The 21,017-nt window shown below is 60.3% G+C and carries 15 protein-coding genes and 2 pseudogenes; 7 read left to right on the plus strand and 10 right to left on the minus strand.

Features of this window, described 5'->3' with window-relative positions:
* Positions 1 to 59: 59 nt before the first annotated feature.
* The gene (locus QRN41_RS24720; protein WP_094066292.1) at positions 60 to 356 is read right to left on the minus strand and encodes a DUF6124 family protein; all 297 of its coding nucleotides are present in this window, start codon (positions 354 to 356) and stop codon (positions 60 to 62) included.
* 463 nt (positions 357 to 819) lie between these two features.
* On the opposite strand from QRN41_RS24720, the gene QRN41_RS24725 reads away from it, so the two are divergent.
* From QRN41_RS24725 to QRN41_RS24735, 3 genes are read left to right on the plus strand one after another with little or no spacing between them, the layout of a single operon-like run.
* On the plus strand, positions 820 to 1,767 hold the full coding sequence (locus tag QRN41_RS24725) for a TauD/TfdA family dioxygenase (RefSeq protein ID WP_167417428.1): 948 nt from the start codon (positions 820 to 822) through the stop codon (positions 1,765 to 1,767).
* A gap of 52 nt (positions 1,768 to 1,819) precedes the next feature.
* A complete protein-coding gene (locus QRN41_RS24730) occupies positions 1,820 to 2,668 on the plus strand; it encodes an EamA family transporter (protein ID WP_285422231.1) in 849 nt (282 codons plus the stop codon).
* Complete coding sequence (locus QRN41_RS24735; RefSeq protein WP_285422232.1) at positions 2,668 to 3,591, plus strand: LysR substrate-binding domain-containing protein; 924 nt, start codon at positions 2,668 to 2,670, stop codon at positions 3,589 to 3,591. The genes QRN41_RS24730 and QRN41_RS24735 overlap by 1 nt, the downstream gene beginning before the upstream one ends.
* 1 nt (position 3,592) lies before the next feature.
* On the opposite strand, the pseudogene QRN41_RS24740 reads toward QRN41_RS24735, so the two are convergent.
* The 5 genes and pseudogenes from QRN41_RS24740 to xylA form a co-directional block, all read right to left on the minus strand.
* Positions 3,593 to 3,718: pseudogene (locus tag QRN41_RS24740) on the minus strand (sugar ABC transporter permease); the annotation flags it as partial.
* 265 nt (positions 3,719 to 3,983) lie between these two features.
* Positions 3,984 to 5,120, minus strand: coding sequence for a sugar ABC transporter permease (locus QRN41_RS24745; RefSeq protein WP_034097340.1), 1,137 nt, complete (start codon positions 5,118 to 5,120; stop codon positions 3,984 to 3,986).
* Positions 5,121 to 6,674, minus strand: coding sequence for a D-xylose ABC transporter ATP-binding protein (xylG, locus tag QRN41_RS24750; RefSeq protein WP_167417431.1), 1,554 nt, complete (start codon positions 6,672 to 6,674; stop codon positions 5,121 to 5,123).
* A complete protein-coding gene (gene xylF / locus QRN41_RS24755; RefSeq protein ID WP_034097344.1) occupies positions 6,671 to 7,672 on the minus strand; it encodes a D-xylose ABC transporter substrate-binding protein in 1,002 nt (333 codons plus the stop codon). The genes xylG and xylF overlap by 4 nt, the downstream gene beginning before the upstream one ends.
* Before the next feature lie 349 nt (positions 7,673 to 8,021).
* The gene (xylA, locus tag QRN41_RS24760; RefSeq protein WP_167417432.1) at positions 8,022 to 9,338 is read right to left on the minus strand and encodes a xylose isomerase; all 1,317 of its coding nucleotides are present in this window, start codon (positions 9,336 to 9,338) and stop codon (positions 8,022 to 8,024) included.
* 139 nt (positions 9,339 to 9,477) lie between these two features.
* On the opposite strand from xylA, the gene QRN41_RS24765 reads away from it, so the two are divergent.
* On the plus strand, positions 9,478 to 10,674 hold the full coding sequence (locus QRN41_RS24765) for a XylR family transcriptional regulator (RefSeq protein WP_034112981.1): 1,197 nt from the start codon (positions 9,478 to 9,480) through the stop codon (positions 10,672 to 10,674).
* A gap of 153 nt (positions 10,675 to 10,827) precedes the next feature.
* On the opposite strand, the gene QRN41_RS24770 is transcribed toward QRN41_RS24765, so the two are convergent.
* A complete protein-coding gene (locus tag QRN41_RS24770) occupies positions 10,828 to 13,236 on the minus strand; it encodes a glucose/quinate/shikimate family membrane-bound PQQ-dependent dehydrogenase (protein ID WP_167417433.1) in 2,409 nt (802 codons plus the stop codon).
* Positions 13,237 to 13,463: 227 nt separating this feature from the next.
* Here QRN41_RS24770 and QRN41_RS24775 point away from each other — a divergent pair, with 227 nt between their 5' ends.
* On the plus strand, positions 13,464 to 14,765 hold the full coding sequence (locus tag QRN41_RS24775) for an Nramp family divalent metal transporter (protein ID WP_167417434.1): 1,302 nt from the start codon (positions 13,464 to 13,466) through the stop codon (positions 14,763 to 14,765).
* A gap of 46 nt (positions 14,766 to 14,811) precedes the next feature.
* On the opposite strand, the gene QRN41_RS26415 is transcribed toward QRN41_RS24775, so the two are convergent.
* The 3 genes and pseudogenes from QRN41_RS26415 to QRN41_RS24785 all read right to left on the minus strand — a co-directional run bounded on the left by QRN41_RS26415 (position 14,812) and on the right by QRN41_RS24785 (position 17,790).
* Positions 14,812 to 15,666, minus strand: coding sequence for a methyl-accepting chemotaxis protein (locus QRN41_RS26415; protein ID WP_425326823.1), 855 nt, complete (start codon positions 15,664 to 15,666; stop codon positions 14,812 to 14,814).
* 6 nt (positions 15,667 to 15,672) lie between these two features.
* Positions 15,673 to 16,755, minus strand: a pseudogene (locus QRN41_RS26420) (HAMP domain-containing protein); the annotation flags it as partial.
* 144 nt (positions 16,756 to 16,899) lie between these two features.
* A complete protein-coding gene (locus tag QRN41_RS24785) occupies positions 16,900 to 17,790 on the minus strand; it encodes a bestrophin family protein (protein ID WP_034097352.1) in 891 nt (296 codons plus the stop codon).
* A 239-nt stretch (positions 17,791 to 18,029) separates the two neighbouring features.
* On the opposite strand from QRN41_RS24785, the gene QRN41_RS24790 reads away from it, so the two are divergent.
* Both QRN41_RS24790 and QRN41_RS24795 read left to right on the plus strand, forming a co-directional pair.
* On the plus strand, positions 18,030 to 18,488 hold the full coding sequence (locus QRN41_RS24790; RefSeq protein WP_167417436.1) for a metallophosphoesterase family protein: 459 nt from the start codon (positions 18,030 to 18,032) through the stop codon (positions 18,486 to 18,488).
* 252 nt (positions 18,489 to 18,740) lie between these two features.
* Positions 18,741 to 20,876, plus strand: a complete 2,136-nt coding sequence (locus tag QRN41_RS24795) for a TonB-dependent siderophore receptor (protein ID WP_167417437.1) — start codon at positions 18,741 to 18,743, stop codon at positions 20,874 to 20,876.
* The last annotated feature ends 141 nt before the right edge of the window (positions 20,877 to 21,017 follow it).

Here is a 21,017-nt window from a genome sequence, read left to right on the forward strand (position 1 = left end):
AATACCAACCGAATCGGCCGTTGCAGGGTTGTCCTGCAACATAGAATCTCCCACATTTTCTAACCGTGTTTCAGGCAGTTGATTGAGCGATCTACCGTGGTTTTGGCAATTTCAAGCAAGTGCCACACTGCCAGGATTTTCGCTCGCTCTGGGCTCGTCAGTTGCTCGCCACAATCCAACGCCGTCGCCGATGCGCTATCGAGCAAACTGGCGGTGTAGAGCAGGGCGTCTTCGAAGCTCAGGTCTTCGTTGATGGCGTGAAAGCCTTGGGTCGGCAGGTAATGGTCGATGGCGCGGTTGAAGGCGGCGCGGTCTTTAGCGGGATCGAAGGGTGGATCGGGGACGACTTTGTTCATGGTGTAGTTCCTGTCTGATCAAGGAGCCGACACGCTTTGCGACTAAACGAAGGTGGCGGCTGTACGCAGGTTAGTCGACCGGTCAGAACAGGAACCCGGCGCACCCGAAGGCGCCCTGCGCACAGCCACCATAAAGCTTCATGGGAAACATGCGCCTGTTCTGAATCCGGGCGACTAAACCCGATCACTGATGAGCAGTGACGGACCGCAGACTAGCCATCGATTCCAACAGGCACAAGGCGGCGAGGATTGTCTAGGAAACGTCCTGCAATTAAAAGGGATGCGGCTTGCTGGCCCTTTACAAACCATGACTCGATGTCATCGAAGAGCGTGTGATGGTTTATATCTGTAGGAAAAGTCTTCGATGATGGAATTTGATGGCAGTGCTGATGACGTTTCGCTTTTGCAGGTGCGGTGGGCTTAGTTAAATATCAGCGTCCACTCAATTACGTAAAGGATTGCGATGAACATAAATGTCAGCAATTATCGACAAGCAGTATCTAAAGTCCAACTCTCAAATGCAGCATTTGATGAGTTACTGAGCATAAGCTTGAAATCTGAATCAAAAATCCAAGCCGATCGACTCGATATAAACTTTGCTTGCAATGGTTCGTTTTCTTCGCGGTCGCTTAGCGAAGAGTTACGCACCATACGAAACATTATTGAGCATGGAAGCCATGTTTTAATTCTTGATGGATTTAAGACGGATAACCTTGAAGCTTTCAAGTCGCTGGTGTGGGCCTTTGGCTCTTCGCTCGGTAGGCCAATGGTGCAAAATCATCTTGGTCATAAGATCATTGAGGTTTATGACCGGGGCGGCAAAAGTATCGAGGAGGGTGGGAGGTACCATCAGACCCGACAGTGGGCCTACATACATAACGATGGAGTCAGCGACCCGCTTCCGATCGACTATCTGGTTCTGGCTTGCGGACAGAAAGCGCTTCTGGGCGGTGAGAGCATTCTTATTGACGCAAGCGCGGTATATGCAGAGCTGATGGCATTTGCGGATGTTCTCGAAGAACTAAAGCGCGATTTCTATTTTGAAAATAGGGGCATGTCAGAAGAAGAGTGTTTATTTAAAGCGCCCATCCTGAGCTTTTCCCAAGAAGGTATTCCTTTGATAAGGTACTTTCGCGTGTATATCGAATCGGCTCACCTTAAAGCACAAGTGCCGTTAACGTTATCGCAGGTTCGGGCGCTGGATTTTCTGGATGCAGTACTCGACCAATCATCCGTTCAGCATCGTGTATTGCTCGAGCCCGGTCAGGTGCTTGTTTCAGCGGGCAATAAGTTTCTCCATACCCGAACACATTTCATTGATAAGCATACTCCACACTCAGAAATTAATGATAAAGCGCCCTTAAGCAGCCTGAATCGTTACATGTTGAGAATGTGGTTACGCAAACAATGATGCCGGTGAAGTATGCCGCGCCCCCTCGATACCACCCAAAAGCCGAGCCCCCATGGATAACGCCAGCATTGCCATCACCCTGGTCTTAATCTCCGCCTTCATGCACGCCACCTGGAACGCCGTTGTCCGTGCCGGCAGCAGCCGTTTCATGACCTTGGCCATGGTCGATGGCACGGCATTGCTGATTTGCCTGGCGGCGCTGCCGTTGGTCAACGTGCCCAACCTGGAGGTGTGGGTGTATGTGCTGATTTCGGTGATGCTCAATACGGTGTATCGATTATTTTTGATCAAGGCGTATGAAACCGGCGACTTCGGTCAGGTGTACCCGGTGATGCGTGGCGTGCCGCCAGTGCTGGTCGCGCTGTTTTCCTACGTCCTTTTGCATGAACAGTTGTCGTTCCCGTCGATGACGGGTGTGCTGCTGATTTGTGCAGGGATCATCAGCCTGGCGTTTGTACGCGGGATGACTGCGCAGTTGTTCAAGCCGATACTGATGGCCGTGTGTGCGGGGGTGTTCATCGCGTCCTACACGGTGGTGGATGCCAAAGGTGTAAGAGCCAGTGAGACGGTGCTGCAGTACATCATCTATCTCACGGTATTCCAGAGCATTCCGATCCCGCTGCTGGCGTTTTTCAAGGCGCGATCGGCGCTCATCCAGGCAGTGCGCGGCCACTGGCGAGTGGGTGCGATGGGCGGGGTTTTCTACGTGTCGTCTTACGGTTTGGTCCTGTTTGCACTGTCGCTGGATGCGGTGGCCAGGGTCTCAGCGCTGCGGGAGACGAGTGTTATCATCGGCGCCATCATTGCCGCGCTGTTCTTCCGAGAGCGGTTCGGCTGGCGACGGATGCTGTCGGCGTTCGTCATTGTTTGCGGGATCGTCCTGATCAAAGTGAGCACCTGATGGCCCAGCGTCCGCCACCCACTCCTATGCTTCAAGCCTTTGTCAGCGCGGCGCAAACCGGCAGTTTCGCGCGTGCTGCGTCTGAGTTGAATCTCACAGCCAGCGCCATCAGCCATCAAATCGCAGGTCTGGAAGAATGGTGGGGAGTGCAGTTGTTCGAGCGGCATTCGCGGGGAGTCAAGCTCACGCCTGCGGGAGAGACCTTACTGCCGGTGGCGGATAGCTTTTTCAAAGCGCTGGATGCGGTGCTGCAGTCGCTTAGTCCGAGTAAATCACAGCCGCTTCACCTCTCGTGTACCTCCTCCCTGTGTGCAACCTGGCTGATTCCACGAATGCATGGTGCTCACGCCGAAGCTGCATTGAACCTTGATCTGGTGTTGACCAGCGTGGACATCAGTCGCGCCACCTTAAGCGTTTATCCGTTCGATGTCGCTGTGGTGATGGGTGATGGTGACTACCCGGATCATCATGTCGAACTGCTGATGCGCGATGCGGTGTTCCCGGTATGTTCGCCGCAATTCAAACGCGTGAATGGTGAGATTGCGCTGGAGGACATCGCGCGGTACCCGCTGATTCACCGAGTCGACGATCAGGTATGCCCAGGATGGGAGAGCTGGTTCGCCTTTCACGGGCTGGAGGCACCGCCGTATCACCACGGGCCGCGTTTTCCAGATTCCAGCCTGGCCATCAGTCTGGCAGTGAAAGGCGGCGGGATTGCGCTGGGCAGGACGGCGCTGGTGCATGACCAATTGAAAGACGGTGAACTGGTTGCGTTGAATGCCCCCACCATGATGTCCCCTGCGGCGTACTACATCATTTGTCGAAATGGACGACAATCAGAACGCGATATCGCCCGCTTGTTTGATTGGCTCAAGGCCCAGGCACATCAGTTCATTGACCAAGTGCGGGGCTCTGGCGCTTGATTCAGCGCCGACCCGCCCGCGTACTCACATCCACCCACACCCAAATGCTGCCTTTCACAATCATCTGCCAGTAACTGTCCACATCCAGCATCGGCATGCCGTTATCCAGGCTAGTGGGAAAAAGAGCCTGTTCGGCGACATGCATGCTTACGGCACTGAAGGCGTGCGCTTCTACACCAGGCAGAAGTCGATTATGCAGCGCTGGTCGGAGAGCATCGAACAGGGGGCTGAGTTTGCGATGCCGGTTTCCAAATAACATAGTTGGGAGGGTAAATGTGGGAGGGGGCTTGCCCCCGATTGCTGCGGATCAGCTAACCATAATTTGGCTGACCCACTGCTATCGGGGGCAAGCCCCCTCCCACAGGCGTTATGTGGTGCCGGTGAGAATGGCTTTAACGCCGGCCCGCCCGCGTACTCACATCCACCCACACCGCCAACACCAAAATGCTGCCTTTCACAATCATCTGCCAGTAACTGTCCACGTCCAGCATCGACATGCCGTTATCCAGGCTGGTAATCACCAGCGCCCCCAGCAATGCGCCATATACCGTGCCGGAGCCGCCGCGCATTGATGTGCCGCCGATAAAGCAGGCGGCGATGGCGTCCAGTTCGCCCATGTTGCCCGCCGACGGTGAGCCCGCCGCCAGACGTGCGGTGTTGACCAGACCGGCGAGGGCGCACATGACGCCCATGATGCCGAAGATCCACAATTTGACCGCCTGCACGTTGATGCCCGACAGCCGCGTGGCTTCCATGTTGCTGCCCACCGCATACACGCGGCGGCCAAATACGGTCTGGCTGGTGACGTAGCTGAACACGCCGAGCAGCACCAGTAACAGCAACACCGGCACGGGGATGCCGTCGTAGCTGTTGAGGGTGGTAACGAACCCGGCCAGCACTGCGCCGATCACCACCACCCGCAGCACGTCGCGCATCAATGAGTGCGCGGCCAGCCCATGCAGTGCGCGGTTGCGTCGTTGTTTCCAGGTCAAGAAGAGTGTGAGGGCAAACAGCAAAAGCCCCAGCCCAACCCCCACGGTATGCGGCAGATAGCCCTGGCCCACATACACCAGCGATGGCGACACTGGCGCGATGGTGGTGCCGCCGGTGATCCCCAGCAGAACCCCGCGAAACGCCAGCATGCCGCCCAAGCCGACGATAAACGACGGGATGCGCAGGTAGGCCGTCATATAGCCGTTGGCCAGGCCGATCATCAGGCCGCATAGCGCCACCAGGCTCACATTGGCCAGCAGCGGAATGTGGTAGACCACGTCCAGGATCGCCGCCAGCCCACCCAGCAGGCCCAACAATGAACCCACCGACAAGTCGATCTCGCCGCTGATAATCACCAGCACCATGCCGCAGGCCAGGATGCCGGTGATGGACATCTGCCGCAGCAGGTTGGACAGGTTACGCGGCGTGAGGAAGCCGCCCTCGGTCTGCCAGCTGAAAAACAGCCAGATCACCGCCACGGCAATCACCAGGGCGAGCATTTTGTAGCGGGTGAACAGCTGTTTGACCTGATTCATCTACGCGGTTTTCCGATTGTTATTGTTTTGGCTGAGCGCGGCGGCGAGGACCTGTTCCTGGGTGAGCCCCTGGTTGATGAAGTCGCCGCGCAACTGACCGTCGCCGATTACCAGCACGCGGTCGGACACCCCCAGCACTTCGGCCAGTTCCGAGGACACCATGATGATCGCCACGCCTTCGGCGGCCAGCGTCCCCATCAGCTTGTAGATTTCATACTTGGCGCCCACGTCCACCCCGCGCGTGGGCTCGTCGAGGATCAGCACTTTGGGCTGGGTCATCAGCATTTTCGCCAGCACGGCTTTTTGCTGATTGCCGCCGGACAGGCTGGTGATCGGCAAAAACGGGCTGGCGGTCTTGAGGTGCATGCGCGTGATCTGCCGGTCGATACTGCCCAGCTCGGCCTCGGCGTCGATGCGGGTCAGGTGCGCATAGGTGTCGAGCACCGCCAGGGTGATGTTCTGGCCCACGCCGAGGTCGGGGATGATGCCTTGGCGCTTGCGATCTTCGGGCACCATGCACAACCCGGCGCGGATCGATTTGAGCGGCGTGCGCGTATCGATCACTTCGCCGTCCAGCCATACTTCGGCGCTGTAGCGGCCGGGGTAGGCACCGAACAGGGCTGACACCAGTTCGGTACGCCCGGCGCCCACCAGCCCGGCAATACCGAGGATTTCCCCACGCTTGAGCACGAAGGAAATGTCGTCGACGCGTTTGCGCTTGGGGTTGTCGACGTCGTAGCAGGTCACGTGGCGCGCCTCGAACATTACCTCGCCGACGTCATGGGGCTCGGTGGGGTAGAGGTTGCTCATCTCGCGGCCGACCATCTGAGTGATGATGCGCGGGATGTCCATATCGGCCATGGCCGTGGTTGCGATGTGCTTGCCGTCGCGGATCACCGTGATGGTGTCGCACACCGCCGCCACTTCATCGAGTTTGTGGGAGATGTAGACGCAGGCCACCCCCTTGGCCTTGAGGTCGCGGATGATATCCAGCAGCACCTCGATTTCCGAGCGGGTCAGGGCCGAAGAGGGTTCGTCGAGAATCAACAGGCGCGCCTGTTTGTTCAGGGCCTTGGCGATTTCCACCAGTTGCTGGTAACCGCCGCCGTACTGCGACACCGGTAGCGCCACGTTGATGTCCGGCACCTTGAGTTCACGCATCAAGGCTTCGGCGCGGTGCAGCATCGCCGGGTAGTTCATGCGTCCACCCGGCAAGGTCAGCTCGTGCCCCATAAAGATGTTTTCGGCCACTGACAGATCAGGCACCAGGGTCAACTCCTGGTGGATGATCACAATGCCGGCGGCCTCGGTTTCACTGATGGACTGCGCCTTGAGCGGCTGCCCATTCCAGAGGATTTCCCCCTCCCAGGTGCCGTGGGGATAGACCGCCGACAGCACCTTCATCAAGGTAGATTTACCGGCACCGTTCTCGCCGCACAGGCCGACACATTCCCCCGGCCGCACCTTGATGTCGATACCGTTCAGCGCGTGGACACCGCCAAAGGTTTTGACGATGCCGTTCATTTGCAGCAGGTAGTCGGCCATGGCGGTCATTGCCCGCCGATCTGCTCTTTGGTGTAGAAACCGTCCTTCTCCAGCAGGTCGATATTGGCCTTGGTCAGTGGAGTGGGCGTAAGCAGGATGGTGTCGACCTTCTTGCTGCCGTTGTCGTATTGCGAGCTGTAGGTGGGCTTCTCGTTACGCGCCAGTTGCACCGAGAGCTTGGCCGCTTCGGTGGCGATCAGCTTGAGGGGCTTGTACACGGTCATGGTCTGGGTGCCGTCGATCACGCGTTTGACGGCGGCGAGGTCGGCGTCCTGGCCGGAGATCGGCACCTTGCCCGCCAGCTTCTGCGCGGCCAGGGCCTGGATCGCACCGCCGGCGGTAGCGTCGTTGGAGGCGACAATCGCGTCGATTTTGTTGTTGTTCCGGGTCAGGGCGTTTTCGACGATGCTCAGGGCTTCGGTGGGGTTCCATTCCTTGACCCATTGCTGGCCGACTACCTTGATATCGCCCTTGTCGATGGCCGGTTGCAACACCTTCATCTGGCCTTCGCGCAGCACCTTGGCGTTGTTATCGGTAGGCGCGCCGCCGAGCAGGAAGTAATTACCCTTGGGCGCCGCCTGCAGCACGCCGCTGGCCTGCATCTCGCCGACTTTTTCGTTATCGAAGGAAATGTAGGCGTCGATGTCGGCGTTGAGGATCAGGCGGTCATAGGACACCACCTTGATCCCGGCCTTCTTGGCTTCGGCGACCGCGTTGGTCAGAACCGTGGCGTTGAACGGCACGATCACGATCACATCGACGCCACGGGAAATCAGGTTCTCGATCTGGGAAATCTGCTTTTGCTCGTTGGCATCGGCGGACTGCACAAAGACTTTGGCATCGAGTTTTTCCGCTGCTGCCACGAAATAATCGCGGTCGCGGGACCAGCGCTCCAGGCGCAGGTCGTCGATGGAAAAGCCGATTTTCGGATGGGCCGGGTCGGCCATCACCGGCAGGGCGAGCAGGGCCAGGGCGGTGGCGAGCAGGGTACGTTTGAATGACTTCATGGTGGTGCGTCCTTTTATTGTTGTTGGAAAGACACTGGGTGAAGACTTTAGGCGAACACTATAGGTGTGGCTAACCGGCGTGTTGTGGTAAGCCGGGATTCTGTGGTGAACAGGACTTTTGTGGTGAATGCGCTTGTCGTGGTGAATGGGCTTGGTGTGGTGAGCAGGCTTGTTGTGGTGAGCGGGCTTGCCCCGCGCTGGGCTGCGAAGCAGCCCCAAACCCAGGCACCTCGGTGTGTCAGCTAAAAACACATCGCCTGCAATGGGGCCGCTTCGCGCCCCAGCGCGGGGCAAGCCCGCTCACCACACAACAAGCCCGCTCACCACAATAAGCCCGCTCACCACTCTGTCACCGATAAATAAACCGGTTGACCACCCCCTCCAGCATCTCTTGCCGACCACTCACGGCCTGCGGGTTCAGCCCGTGGGTAAACGCATGTTCGGCCAGGGATTCCAGGCTGAACTCACCGGCCAGCACGGCTTGGCCCAACGGCTGTTGCCAGCCTGCGTAGCGTTGGTCCTTGAACTGCTGCAACCGATCGTTCTGCACCATGGCAGCCGCGCGTTCCAGCGCCAGGGCCAGTACATCCATGGCGCCGACATGGCCGTGGAACAGGTCGATTTCGTCGAGGCTTTGGCGGCGCACCTTGGAGTCAAAGTTGTAGCCGCCGTTCTTGAAGCCGCCAGCCTTGAGGATTTCATAGGTGGCCAGGGTCATTTCTTCGACGCTATTGGGGAACTGGTCGGTGTCCCAGCCGTTCTGCGGGTCGCCACGGTTGGCGTCGATGCTGCCGAAGATGCCGAGGGACACGGCGGTGGCGATTTCATGGTGGAAACTGTGCCCGGCCAGGGTCGCGTGGTTGGCTTCGATATTGACCTTGATCTCATGCTCCAGGCCGTATTCGTGCAGGAAGCCGAACACCGTGGCGCTGTCGTAATCGTATTGATGCTTGGTCGGCTCCTGGGGCTTGGGCTCGATCAGCAGGTCGCCCTTGAAGCCGATCTTGTGCTTGTGCTCCACCACCATGCGCATAAAGCGCCCGAGTTGTTCGCGCTCGCGCTTGAGGTCGGTGTTGAGCAGGCTTTCATAGCCTTCACGACCGCCCCACAGCACATAGTTGGCGCCCTTGAGCCGCAGGGTGGCGTTCATCGCGCTGAACACCTGGGCGGCGGCGCAGGCGAACACTTCCGGGTCAGGGTTGGTGGCCGCGCCGGCGGCGAAGCGCGGGTGGCTGAAGCAATTGGCGGTGCCCCACAACAGCTTGATGCCGGACTGTTCCTGATGGCGCTCCAACTGATCGACCATCTGCGCAAAGTGTTCGCGGTACTCCTTGAGCGAACTGCCCTCGGGGGCTACGTCGGTGTCGTGGAAACTGTAGTAATCGATGCCCAGCTTGGAGAAGAACTCAAACGCGGCGTCGGCCTTGCCCTTGGCCACTTCCATCGGGTCGCCGCTGCGCTGCCACGGGCGCTTGAAGGTGCCGACGCCGAACATGTCCGCACCGGGCCAGACAAACGTATGCCAATAACAAGCCGCCATGCGCAGGTGCTCGCGCATCGGTTTGCCGAGGATCAGTTTGTTGGCGTCGTAGTGGCGAAAGGCGAGGGGGGTATCGCTGTCGGGGCCTTCGAAGCGAACCTTCTCGACACCGGGGAAGTACGTCATGGCGTGTTCCTTATTGTTCTGGGCGGTGTCTGGATACTAGCAACGGCACCTGGCTCGCTAATTATGAAAATCACCAAGCGATGGTGCGATTTTGAGTGGCGGGGGCTACCCTGTGGCGACTGGCCTGAGGACAACAACAATGAAAACCCTACCGCCCGTGCACCGCATTGCCTTGCTGTTCAACGGCAGCAAAATCTACGACCGTGGCATCATCGCCGGCATCGGCAATTACCTGAGCAGCACCCGCGCATCCTGGGATTTGTTCCTGGAGGAAGACTTTCTGTGCCGGCTCAAAGGCATCGAGCGCTGGCAAGGCGACGGCATCATCGCTGACTTCGATGACCCGCTGATCGGCGAGGCCCTGGCCCACAGCAAGTTGCCGGTGGTGGCGGTGGGCGGGTCTTATGAGGATGCAAGCGCCTATCCCAAGGGCATTCCCTACGTGGCCACCGACAACCATGGGTTGATGAAGCTGGCTTATGAACACCTGATCGAGGCCGGCTTGACCCGCTTTGCCTGTTTCAGCCTGCCGCCGGCCCAGGCCAATCGCTGGGCCCAGGAGCGGGAAAAAGCCTTTCGTCGCTTGATGCAACGCGATGGCCTGAACGTCGAGGTGTATCGCGGCCTGGGCACCAGCGCGCCGTTGTGGGACAGCGCGGTGGAACAGCAGATTGCTTGGTTACAGAGCCTGCCCAAGCCCATCGGCATCATCGCCGTCACCGACGCCCGCGCTCGGCAACTGCTGCAAGCCTGCCTCACCGCCGGTATTGCGGTGCCGGAAGAAGTGGCGCTGATCGGCATCGACAACGACCCGCTGACCCGCACCCTCACGCGGGTGCCGCTGAGTTCGGTGATCCAGGGCACGGAAACCATGGGCCGCACGGCCGCCGCGCTTCTTCATCAGATGCTGCACGGCAAACCTTGCGCCGGCACGCAGATTCTGGTGCCACCGGAGGCAATCAACGTGCAGGCCTCCAGCTTGCATCAGCCTCTGGGCAATCCGTACGTGATGCAGGCGCTGCTGTTTATCCGCCAATACGCCTGCCAGGGCATCAAGACCGCACAAGTGGCGGCCTATGTCGGCGTGTCGCGTTCATCCCTGGAGTCGCACTTTCGCAAGGAGCGCGGGTGCAGCGTGCATGATGAGATCTTGCGCTTCAAACTCGCCGCCGCCGCCAAAGGCCTGGCAAGCCACGAACGGGCGATTGCCGACGTGGCGGCGCAATGCGGCTTCACATCGGCGCAGTACCTGCACACCGTGTTTCGCCGTGAATTTGGCTGTACCCCCCGGGAGTACCAGCGAGGCGAGGAGTGTGCGTTGCCCGTGCCTGATTAGGGCCTGACATACGCTGCTGAACCTGTGTGGGAGGGGGGGCTTGCCCTAATGCCAGTCGCCCTACTCAGTATTAACTGAAAAAACCGGCTCAAAATGTGGGAGGGGGCAAGCCCCCTCCCACATGTTCAAGCAGAGCCGGAGCGCACGCAGGCGTTATGGCAAGGCGTAGGCGATCACATAGTCGCCCCGGTCGGTGGACTGGCGCGCGCCGCCGGCAGTCACCACGACGTATTGCTTGCCGGTTTTCGGCGACACGTAGGTCATCGGGCCGCCCTGGCTGCCGACGGGCAGGCGGGCTTTCCAGATTTCTTCGCCGTTGCCACTGTTGAAGGCGCGCAGGTAGAAGTCCTGGGTGCCGGCGATAAAGATCAAGCCGCCCTGGGTCGACAGCGTGCCGCCGAGGGTCGGCAGGCCGATCTTGATCGGCAGGTGCATACGGATGCCCAGCGGACCGGTGTCTTCCACGGTGCCCACCGGCACTTGCCAGGCGATTTTCTGCGTTTTCATATCAATGGCGGTCAGGGTGCCGAACGGCGGCGCCTGGCAGGGGATACCGGCCACCGACAGGAAGCGGTTTTTGTTCACCGCATACGGCGTGCCCTTGAGCGGTACTGCGCCCATGCCGGTGTTCAGCGCTTCGCCACCGGACGCGGCCTGGGCCTTGTTCTGCGACGGGATCATCTGGATCCACAGGCCCAGGCGCATGTCGTTGACGAAGATAAAACCATGCACCGGGTCGGTGGAAAGACTGCCCCAGTTCATGCCGCCCAGGGAACCGGGAAAGCTCAGGGATTTATCCGTGCCCGGCGCGGTGTACAGGCCGTCGTAGCGCATGCCCTTGAAGTCGATGCGGCACAGCAACTGGTCATATGGGGTGGCGCCCCACATGTCTGATTCCCTCAGGGTTTGCGCGCCGATCTGCGGCATGCCCACGGATTTGGGTTGGGTTGGCGAATAGGGTTCGTTGGGGATATTGGCGGCCTTGACCGGCACGTCCTTGACCTCAGTCAGCGGCTTACCGGTGGCGCGGTCGAGCACGTAGATCTGCCCGGCCTTGGTGCCGATGACCACCGCGGGTACGGCCTTGTCACTGCCCGGCGGGGTGAAGTCGATCAGGCTCGGCTGCATCGGCAGGTCGAAGTCCCACAGGTCGTTGTGGACGGTTTGGTACACCCACTTTTCGGCCCCGGTGGAAGCGTCCAGCGCCAGGACGGACGCGCCGTATTTATGGTTGAGCGCGGTGCGTTCCACGCCATAGATGTCGGTGGACGAACTGCCCATCGGCAGGAAAACCGTGTTCATCTGCGGGTCGTAGGACATCGGCGCCCAACTGTTGGGCGTGCTGCGCACATAAGTGCTGCCAGCGGCCGGCGCTTGTTTGTCGTCGGGGTTGCCCGGGTCGAAGGCCCAGCGCATGTGCCCACTGATTACGTCGAAACCACGGATCACGCCGCCGGGCATATCGGTCTGCACGTTATCGGCGACGCGGCCACCGACCACTACGGTGGTCCCGGCGATCAGCGGGGCGGAGGACAGTTGGTAGTAACTGTCCGGCACATTGCCGAGGCCAGTTTTGAGATCCACCTGGCCATGGCTGCCGAAGTCTTCGCAGAATTGGCCGGTGTCGGCGTCCACCGCAATCAGACGCGCATCGATGGTGTTGGTCAGCAAACGGCGCTGGCACTGCGCACCGGCTGGAACGCTAGCGGCGATGATCGGCGAGCTGTTGGGTTGGGTCGGTTGGGCGATGGGCGCGCTGGCGTCGAAATAGGCCAGGCCCCGGCATCGTTGCCAGACCGCCGACTGTGCGTTGATCTGGTTTTTCCACAGCTCTTTGCCAGTGTCGGCGTCCAGGGCGATCAGGTTGTTGTGGGGCGTGCAGATAAACACCTTGTTGCCGATCTGCAGGGGTGTCAGTTGGTCTTCGGCACCGTTGCCGTCGCTGATGGCCACGTCGCCAGTGCGGTAGGTCCAGGCCACTTTGAGCTTGTCGATGTTGTCGCGGTTGATCTGATCCAGGGCGGCAAAGCGGCTGCCGCCCTCAGTGTTGCCGTAGTGCGCCCAGTCTTTCTGCGCCTCGGCCGCCACCACCGGTGTGACAACCGGGCCCGCACCCGTTGGCGCCACGCTCGGGTGCGCGACAAACATATTGCCCGCCGCCACCGCCACGCCCACCGCCAATACCGCCGCGACACCATACGCGCCGCGCGCCGGCTTGCCGGCCAGCAGCGGGTACACCAGTGCCACCACCAGGCCGATCACCGCGAACATAAACAATCGCGAAAACAGCGGCCAGAACACCAGCCCCACCTCTGCCACCGCCCACACGGCAGTGCCGATCAGAAACGCGGCGAACAGCCACGCGCCGGCCGGTTTGCGTTGGGCAATCAACAGGCCGGCAACCGCCATGGCCACACCGCCCAGCAGGAAATACCAAGAGCCACCGAGGCTGACCAGTTTGGCGCCGCCGACGGCCAGCGCGAGGCCGAGCAGGGCGATGATCACGCCCAGGCCCAGCAGGAAGAATCTAGAGACGCCAGCGGCGCGCGATGCTCGTTTCATGTCGAAAGGACTCGAGTGAGAGAGGGCAGAGGCATAATGTTAGCAAGACAAGTAACTAGTTAGTACATTTTTGCCGACAGACTGTCTTGGGCGTCAGCCACCGCGAGCAAATGGAGGTTAAAGAAACATTTCTTAATACATATCCAGTCACTGTGGTTGTACGACGTCATATCAACTGTGGTCGACTAGCGGCGTTCTCACAAAAAAAATAAATGGAGACTCCCTCGATGACCGGTATTCCAAGGATCGAAGGCCAGGCGGCGGCGCCCGCGTCCGGCCATGTCGTACGACTTCTAAAGCTGCTGGGCCCAGGTGTCATTGCGGTGCTGTCCTGGCTCGGTGCAGGGGATTTGATTACATCCTCGGTGGCCGGCGCCAACTACGGCTACGCGATGATGTGGGTACTGGCGGTGTCGCTGCTGCTCAGGTACTTGATCGTCAATATCATCGCGCGCTTCCAGCTGTGTAATAACCAAGGCATGACTATCCTGCAGGGCTATGCCCAGTTGAACCCGTTTTTCGCCTGGTTCCTGCTGGTGTATGCGCTGCTGATGGGCCACTTGATGAATGCCTACATGATCAAGGGTGCGGGCGAGGCCCTGGCCATGCTGTTCAAGACCGATTACGCGTTGCTGTGTTCGGTGGCAGTGGTACTGGCGGTGTGGCTGCTGGTGGGGCGCAATATCTATTCGATGATCGAAGGGGTGATGAAGGGCCTGCTGGCGATTATGACGCTGGCCTTTATTGCTCTGGCGGTAATGTCCGGGCCGGACATGGCTGGCATCGTCAAAGGCACCATCGGTTTCAGTATTCCGCCGGACGAGGGCGTGCATGGCGCTCTGTTGGTGGCGGTGTCGGTGATCGGCGCTGTCGCCGGCTCTATAGCCAACTTCGTGCATCCCTATGTGATGCGCCAAAAGGGCTGGATCGGCCCGCAGCACAAGCGCATCCAGCGCAACGACCTGCTGTTTGCGGTATTCGTGGGGATTGTGATCAACCTGGCAATCTGGATCGTCGGCGCGCAAATCCTGCGTCCCAACGGCATCGAAGTGAAAACCCTCGGCGATCTGGGCAAGGCGCTGGAGCTGTTCTTCGGCCCCATCGGCTGGTACATCTTCTTTATCGGCGTGTTCGCCACGCTGTTTGCGAGCATTTCCGGCAAAACCACGGCATTCCCGATGTTGATCACCGATGCCTTCCAGCACGTGCGGCCTGAACGGCGCCAGCGCTTCGGCAAAGAGTTTCATCGTGACCCGATGCACAAGTGGTTCATGTTGTTCATTCTGGTCACGCCGCTGATCTGGTCGCTGCCGGGCATGCCGGATTTCGTCACGCTGACCATCGGCGTGAGTGCGCTGAACATCGTCGGGTTGCCGGTGATTTCCCTGGGGCTGTTGATCATGTCCAACCAGAAGTCGCTGCTCGGCAAGGAATACCGTAACAACCTGTTCGAGAACATTGCCCTGGTGTTCGCCACCGGGTTGGCATTGTGGGTGGCGTTCCAGCTTGGGGTTGAGCTGTTCGCCTGAGCAGGCACGGCGGTGAAGGGTTCACCGCCGTGTGCGTCGGGAGGGATCAGAACTTGAAGCGACCCACCAACCCTTTGAGCTGAGCGGAAATATCGGTCAAACGGCCCGAGCCGGACTGTGCCGAGTGGGCGAAGCCTTCGACCAGTTGCGCATCGGCATGGATCTGCGCGATGTGGCGGTTGATCTCTTCGGCGACTTGGTGCTGCTCTTCGGCGGCGGTGGCGATCTGGGTGTTCTGGTCGCGGATCGAGTCCACCGAGCCGCGGATCTTGTCGAAGCTGTCGCGGGCCTGCTGGATGCGTTCCACGCTGGTATGGGACACCAACAGGCTGCCTTGCATCTGCTGCGTGACTTCCTGGGTGCGGCGGGCGAGGTTGCCCAGCAGGCTGTCGATCTCGCCGGTGGAGTCGGCGGTGCGGCGGGCGAGAGCGCGGACTTCGTCGGCGACCACGGCAAAACCGCGGCCCTGGTCACCGGCCCGTGCGGCTTCGATGGCGGCGTTGAGCGCCAGCAGGTTGGTCTGTTCGGCAATCGAGCGGATGGTATCCAGGATGGTGTTGATGTTTTTACTGTCCTGCTCCAACTGCTGCATGGTCTGGGTCGACTTCTGCAAGTCTTCACTGAGCCGCAGCACGCTGCCGGTGGCTTCGCCGATATGTTGCTGGCCGTCATGCACGTCGCGGTAGCCTTCGTCGGCGCTGGAAGCGGCGGCGCTGCAAGAGCGTGCGACTTCGTTGGCGGTGGCCACCATCTCGTTGAACGCGGTGCTCACTAGTTCCACTGCTTCGCGCTGGCGCCCGGCGGCCTGGTTCATATTGTTGGCCACTTCGCTGGTGTCGGCGGCGGCGCTCTGCAGATCGGAGGATGCGTTACCGATGCGCTGCACCAGTTGCGCGATCATGCCCAGAAACTGGTTGAACCAGCCGGCCAGGGTGGCGGTTTCGTCTTTGCCCTGCACCTTGAGTTGACGGGTAAGGTCGCCTTCACCTTCGGCGATTTCCTGCAGGCCGTCGGCCACGCCGCGAATCGGCCGCACGATGACGCTGGCAAAACTGGCACCGACAATCGCGAACACCACAGCCAGGGCTGCGGCGATGGCGGCGATCAACCAGGTCAGGCTGGTGGCGCCGGCCATCACTTCGTCGCGCTTGATCAGGCCGATAAAGCGCCAGCCCAGGTCTTTGGAACTGACCACGTTGGCCATATAGGCCACGCCGTCGATGTCGATCTGGGTCACGCCGTCGCCGCGCTTGGCCAATTCGGCGTAGTTGGGGCCCAAGTCGGCCAGAGGCTTGAAGTTATGCTTGGCATCGCTGGGGTCCACCAGCACGTTGCCGTTGCCTTCCACCAGCATCAGGTAACCGCTGTCACCGAGCTTGATGTTCTTGACCAGTTCGGTCAGTTGCTTGAGCGACACGTCCAGGCCCACCACGCCCAGCACATTGCCGCTGGCATCGGCCACGGTATGCACGGTGCCGATCAGCACCACGTCGTCCGGCGCCCAGTAGTACGCGCCGGTGCGCACCGTGGTGCCAGGCGCGGCAACCGCTGCCTTGTACCAGGGGCGTACGCGCGGGTCGTAGTTGGTCAGCTTGGCGTCGTCGGGCCAGCTGGCGTAGCCACCGTCGGCGAGGCCGAGGGACAGGTAGGCCGTGGTGGGATGGCTCTTGGCGAATTGATCGAAGATCGCCAGCAGCTCTTTATTGGTTGGGGTCAGCGGGATTTGCGCAGCGTCGGCACTGGCATAGCTCTTGAGATCTTTGGCCGCGACCACGCGCGGGTCCTTGGCCACGTACTCGACGTTCTGGCTGATGCCGTCGAAGAACTGCTTCATGCCATTGTCGATCTGGCGGATTTCCCGTCCGCTGCTGTCGAGGAAATTGGCCTGAGCCCCCTCGCGCAGATTCAACACTACCAGTACCGCTACCAGGATGACCGGCACGCACGCGATAGCCGCGAACGCCCAGGTCAGCTTCTGCTTGATATTCATGACTTTCACCCGCGGGTATTTATAGTTTTGGCAAGGCAAACAGTAGTGCTGAGCGTCGCAGGGGTTGTTATGAAGGGTGGGTCCTTGCGTACGTACCCTCTTTATCGACCGAGAGGGCACGCACTTTAGGGCAAGCAGGTGGGTTCAGCCGATCAAATTGTCGGCCAGGGTGTCGCGGCGCATCGATTGCAGGTTTTTCTCGATGGTTTCGCAGATGGCTTCCATCTGGATTTGGTGTTCGCTGGAGCGGAACGGGCTTTGCAGGTCGGTGCCGATGCGTTCGATAGCCAGCAGCATAAAGCCCACCACCGTGGACGCCAGCGGGGTAAACCAGCCCAGGGATTCCACCAGGCCCACCGGTACGATCAGGCAGAACAGGGTGATAAACAGACGCGGGAAATACACGTAGGGGTAGGGCAGCGGCGTGTTGGCGATACGCTCCATACCGCCCTGGGCGTTGGACAGGTCCACCAGGGTCGACTCCAGCCGCGCCAGGCGAATGCTGTCCAGATGCCCGGCCTTGTATTCGCGGGCCAGCAACGCCGCCGAACCGGTAAGGATGTCATTGGCGAAATTATTGGTCGCACCGTTGCGCGCAAACTCATCGGCAGGGATGAACGCGCGCACTTCATCGGGGCACGGCTGGCCCCGCAGGTGCGCGGCCAGGCAGTTCACGTAGGCCACATGTCGGCGCAACAGCGTGGACTTGATCGGGTTGACCTCACTGCCGGGGTCGTCCAGCAGGGTCAGCACCTGGCGCGCAAAGCTGCGCGAATTGTTGACCATCGCCCCCCACAACGTGCGGGCCTCCCACCAGCGGTTATAGGCGCTGCTGTTGCGAAAACTGATCAACACCACGAGTGCCGAGCCCAGCAGGGTCAGGGGCATCAGCGGCAGGTTGATCTTGGCTGTGAGAAACAGCATGAAGTCCACTGTCACGGCGACGTCCCACAGCAACAGCCAGAACAACGACCAGCCGACGTAGCCCATGGTCTTGATGACCAGGCGGTACTTTTTGATGATGGCGGCTTTCAAATGACAACCTCGCGGCGAACGGTAAGCAACAGTGCCTTAGCTCGGACGCCGACGAGCCCGTTAGGTTCGCCGCAACCTGAAACGTTTAAGCCGCCGGGCGCAACAATTTTGGTAGCGATGGCGGCAGGTTTTAGAAGCGCGGCCTGAGTGAATGTGTGGCAAGCCTGCTCATATGTCAGCCTTTAAGATTTGTGTAGATACCTATGTATCCTGAGTCAAACCCACGAGAGTGAGCCCCTATGAAGATCGGTGTGATTTCCGATACCCACGGCCTTCTGCGGCCCGAGGCCGTGGCGGCCCTGCAAGGTTGCGAGCAGATCCTCCATGCCGGCGATATCGGCGGCGCCGACATTGTCGAGCAATTGGCGCGCATCGCACCGTTGCACGTAGTGCGCGGCAACAACGATCAAGATGCTCCATGGGCGCGCCAGGTGCCGGATCACCTGCACATCAGCCTCAACGGTTGGAAGACCTTGCTGGTGCATGACATCGCCGATGTCCCGGCGTTGCTCGACGCCAAAACGCGCTTGGTGATCACCGGGCATTCCCACAAACCGCTGATCGAGTGGCGGGGTGAAACGCTGTATGTGAACCCCGGCAGCGCGGGTCGGCGGCGGTTCAAGTTGCCGGTGACATTGGCGCTGTTGGCGGTGGACGAGGGCGCTATCGACGCGCGTCTGGTGGCGCTGCTGGATTGAATGGGCTTACTGCGTGCACAGGATGAACGCAAGCAAACCTGGAAAGCGGCGCCGGGGCAGGGCCAGTGCGCGTGGGAAGGCGATGACCCTGACCCTGCCGACGCCGTATGCTCGTTGGGTTGATACACAGCAGATACACAAAAAATAACGAATGAGAACAGATATCAAACACGAATGACTTGATATACCATTCGCGGCGAATTCTTGGCAGGTTTGCCGTCCCATCTGGCTCATTCACTAGGCTGAACACCCATGCGTCGTACGCTGATTTCCCTGTGTGTCCTTCAGGCGTTTTCCCCTTTTACCTGGGCGCAGGAGGTCACCACGCCATCTGCCAGCCTTGAGTTACAAGCGACCACGGTCACCGGCGAAGGGGATTACGAGACGGCGCAAGGTCCCGTCAAGGGCTATCACGCCACGCGTTCGGCAAGTGCGACGCGCACCGACACTTCCATCCACGAAACCCCGCAGTCCATCAGCGTGGTGTCCAAGGACGTGGTCGAGGACCTCGGCGCAACGCGCCTGCAAGATGCTCTCGACTACGCCGGCGGTGTAGGCCGCGCCAACAACTTCGGCGGGCAGGGCCTCACCACGTTTACCGTGCGCGGCTTCACCACCGGCGAGTTCTACCGCAACGGCTTCCCGATCAACCGTGGCTACCCGAACATGCCGGACGCCAACACCATCGAGCGCCTGGAAGTGCTGCGCGGCCCGGCCACCATGCTGTACGGCCGTGGCGATCCGGGCGGTACCTTCAATGTGGTGTCCAAACAACCGCTGGCCGAACGCACGGTGACCCTCGGCAGCCAGTTGAACGACCAGGGCATGCAGCGCGGCACGCTGGACGCCTCCGGCCCGCTGGACGAAGAAGGCCGCCTGGCCTATCGCCTGAACGTGGTGGGCGAGGGCGGCGACACCTTCCGCGATCATGTGTCGACCGAGCGCTACGGCGTCACCCCGGTCCTTACCTGGCAGGCCAGCGATGACACCAAGGTGATCTTCGAAGGCGATTTCATGCGCAATAACCATCCGCTGGACCGTGGCCTGACGCGTTTCGCCAACCAGGCCGGCACGCCGTCCCGCGACACGTTCTGGGGTGACAAGGACGTGGGCAAGCTGCACAACGATAACAACATGGCCCAGCTGCGTTTCGAGCATATGCTCAACGACAGCTGGACGTTGGGGGGTGGGTTTCAGTGGTTGGATGGGACGTTGCAGGGCAATGCCATCGAGGCTAACGGCCCCGGTAGCCTGAGCGCCGACGGCCGCACGCTGCAACGCAACTTCAACTACCGCAAGCTGGAATGGACCGATAAGGACTACCAGCTCAACCTGACCGGGCACTTCTCCACCGGCGGCTTCGATCACACCTTGCTGACCGGCATCGAGTACGAGGACTACGACTACCAGTCGATCATCCAGCGCTCCAGCGCCGCCGCCGGCACCTACCCCATCGATATCTTCAATCCGGTCTACGGCCAGACACGCCCGCCGCTGACGCGCACGCCGACCCACGACAAAGAAAACCTCAAGACCTACGCGGCTTTCGTGCAGGACCAGGTGGCGCTGACCGAACGCTTGAAAGTCCTGGCCGGTGCGCGTTTCGAGCGGTTCGAACATGACTACGAAAGTTATGTGACGGGTGTCAAACCGTGGCAGGCCGCGGACAACGCCGTGACTCCACGGCTAGGCGTGAGCTACGACCTGACCGACACCGTCGCCGTCTACGCCGACGCCGCGCGCTCGTTCAAACCCAACACCGGTGCCAGCCGTGAAGGCGGAGGTTTCGCGCCGGAGAAAGGCAAGTCCTACGAAGTGGGCATCAAGTGGGAGGCCCTGGACCGTCAGTTGAGCGTTGACGCGGCGATCTACCAGATCGAGAAGAAGAACGTGCTCACCACCGATCCCGTGGATTCCACCTTCAGCGTCGCCGCTGGCCAGGTCCGCAGTCGCGGTTTCGACCTTAACGTTGCCGGCAATCTCACCCCCGAATGGCGCGTGATCGGCGGCTACGCCTATGTGGACGCCGAAGTCACCCGGGACAATACCCTGCGCAGTGGCACGCGCTTGCTGAATATCCCGCGTAACAGCTTCAGCCTGCTCAACGTCTACGAATTCCAAGACGGTGCACTCAAGGGCCTGGGCCTTGGCGCCGGCGGTAAATACGTCGATGAACGCGCGGGCCAGACCGCCAACAGCGCGTTTTCCATGGGCGCCTACACCGTCGTCGACCTGCTCAGTTACTACAAGGTCAACGACAAGATCCGTCTTAACCTGGACGTGAAGAACCTGTTCAACCGCGAATACGAAGAGGGTGCGTTCGGCAATATCTACGCGTATCCCGGCGCGCCGCGTACGGTGCAGGTTGGTATTGCCTACACCTTGTAACGCCGTCTTGTCGGCTTGCAATGGCATAGGGGCGTAACCAGATAGTTGGAGCTAAGTGTGGGAGGGGGCTTGCTGGGTTGAGGCTTGCTGTGGTGAGCGGGCTTGCCCCGCGCTGGGCTGCGAAGCGGCCCCATTCCAGGC

The sequence above is a fragment of the Pseudomonas sp. efr-133-TYG-23 genome (genome assembly GCF_030209215.1).
GTDB classification, from domain to species: Bacteria; Pseudomonadota; Gammaproteobacteria; order Pseudomonadales; family Pseudomonadaceae; genus Aquipseudomonas; species Aquipseudomonas rhodesiae.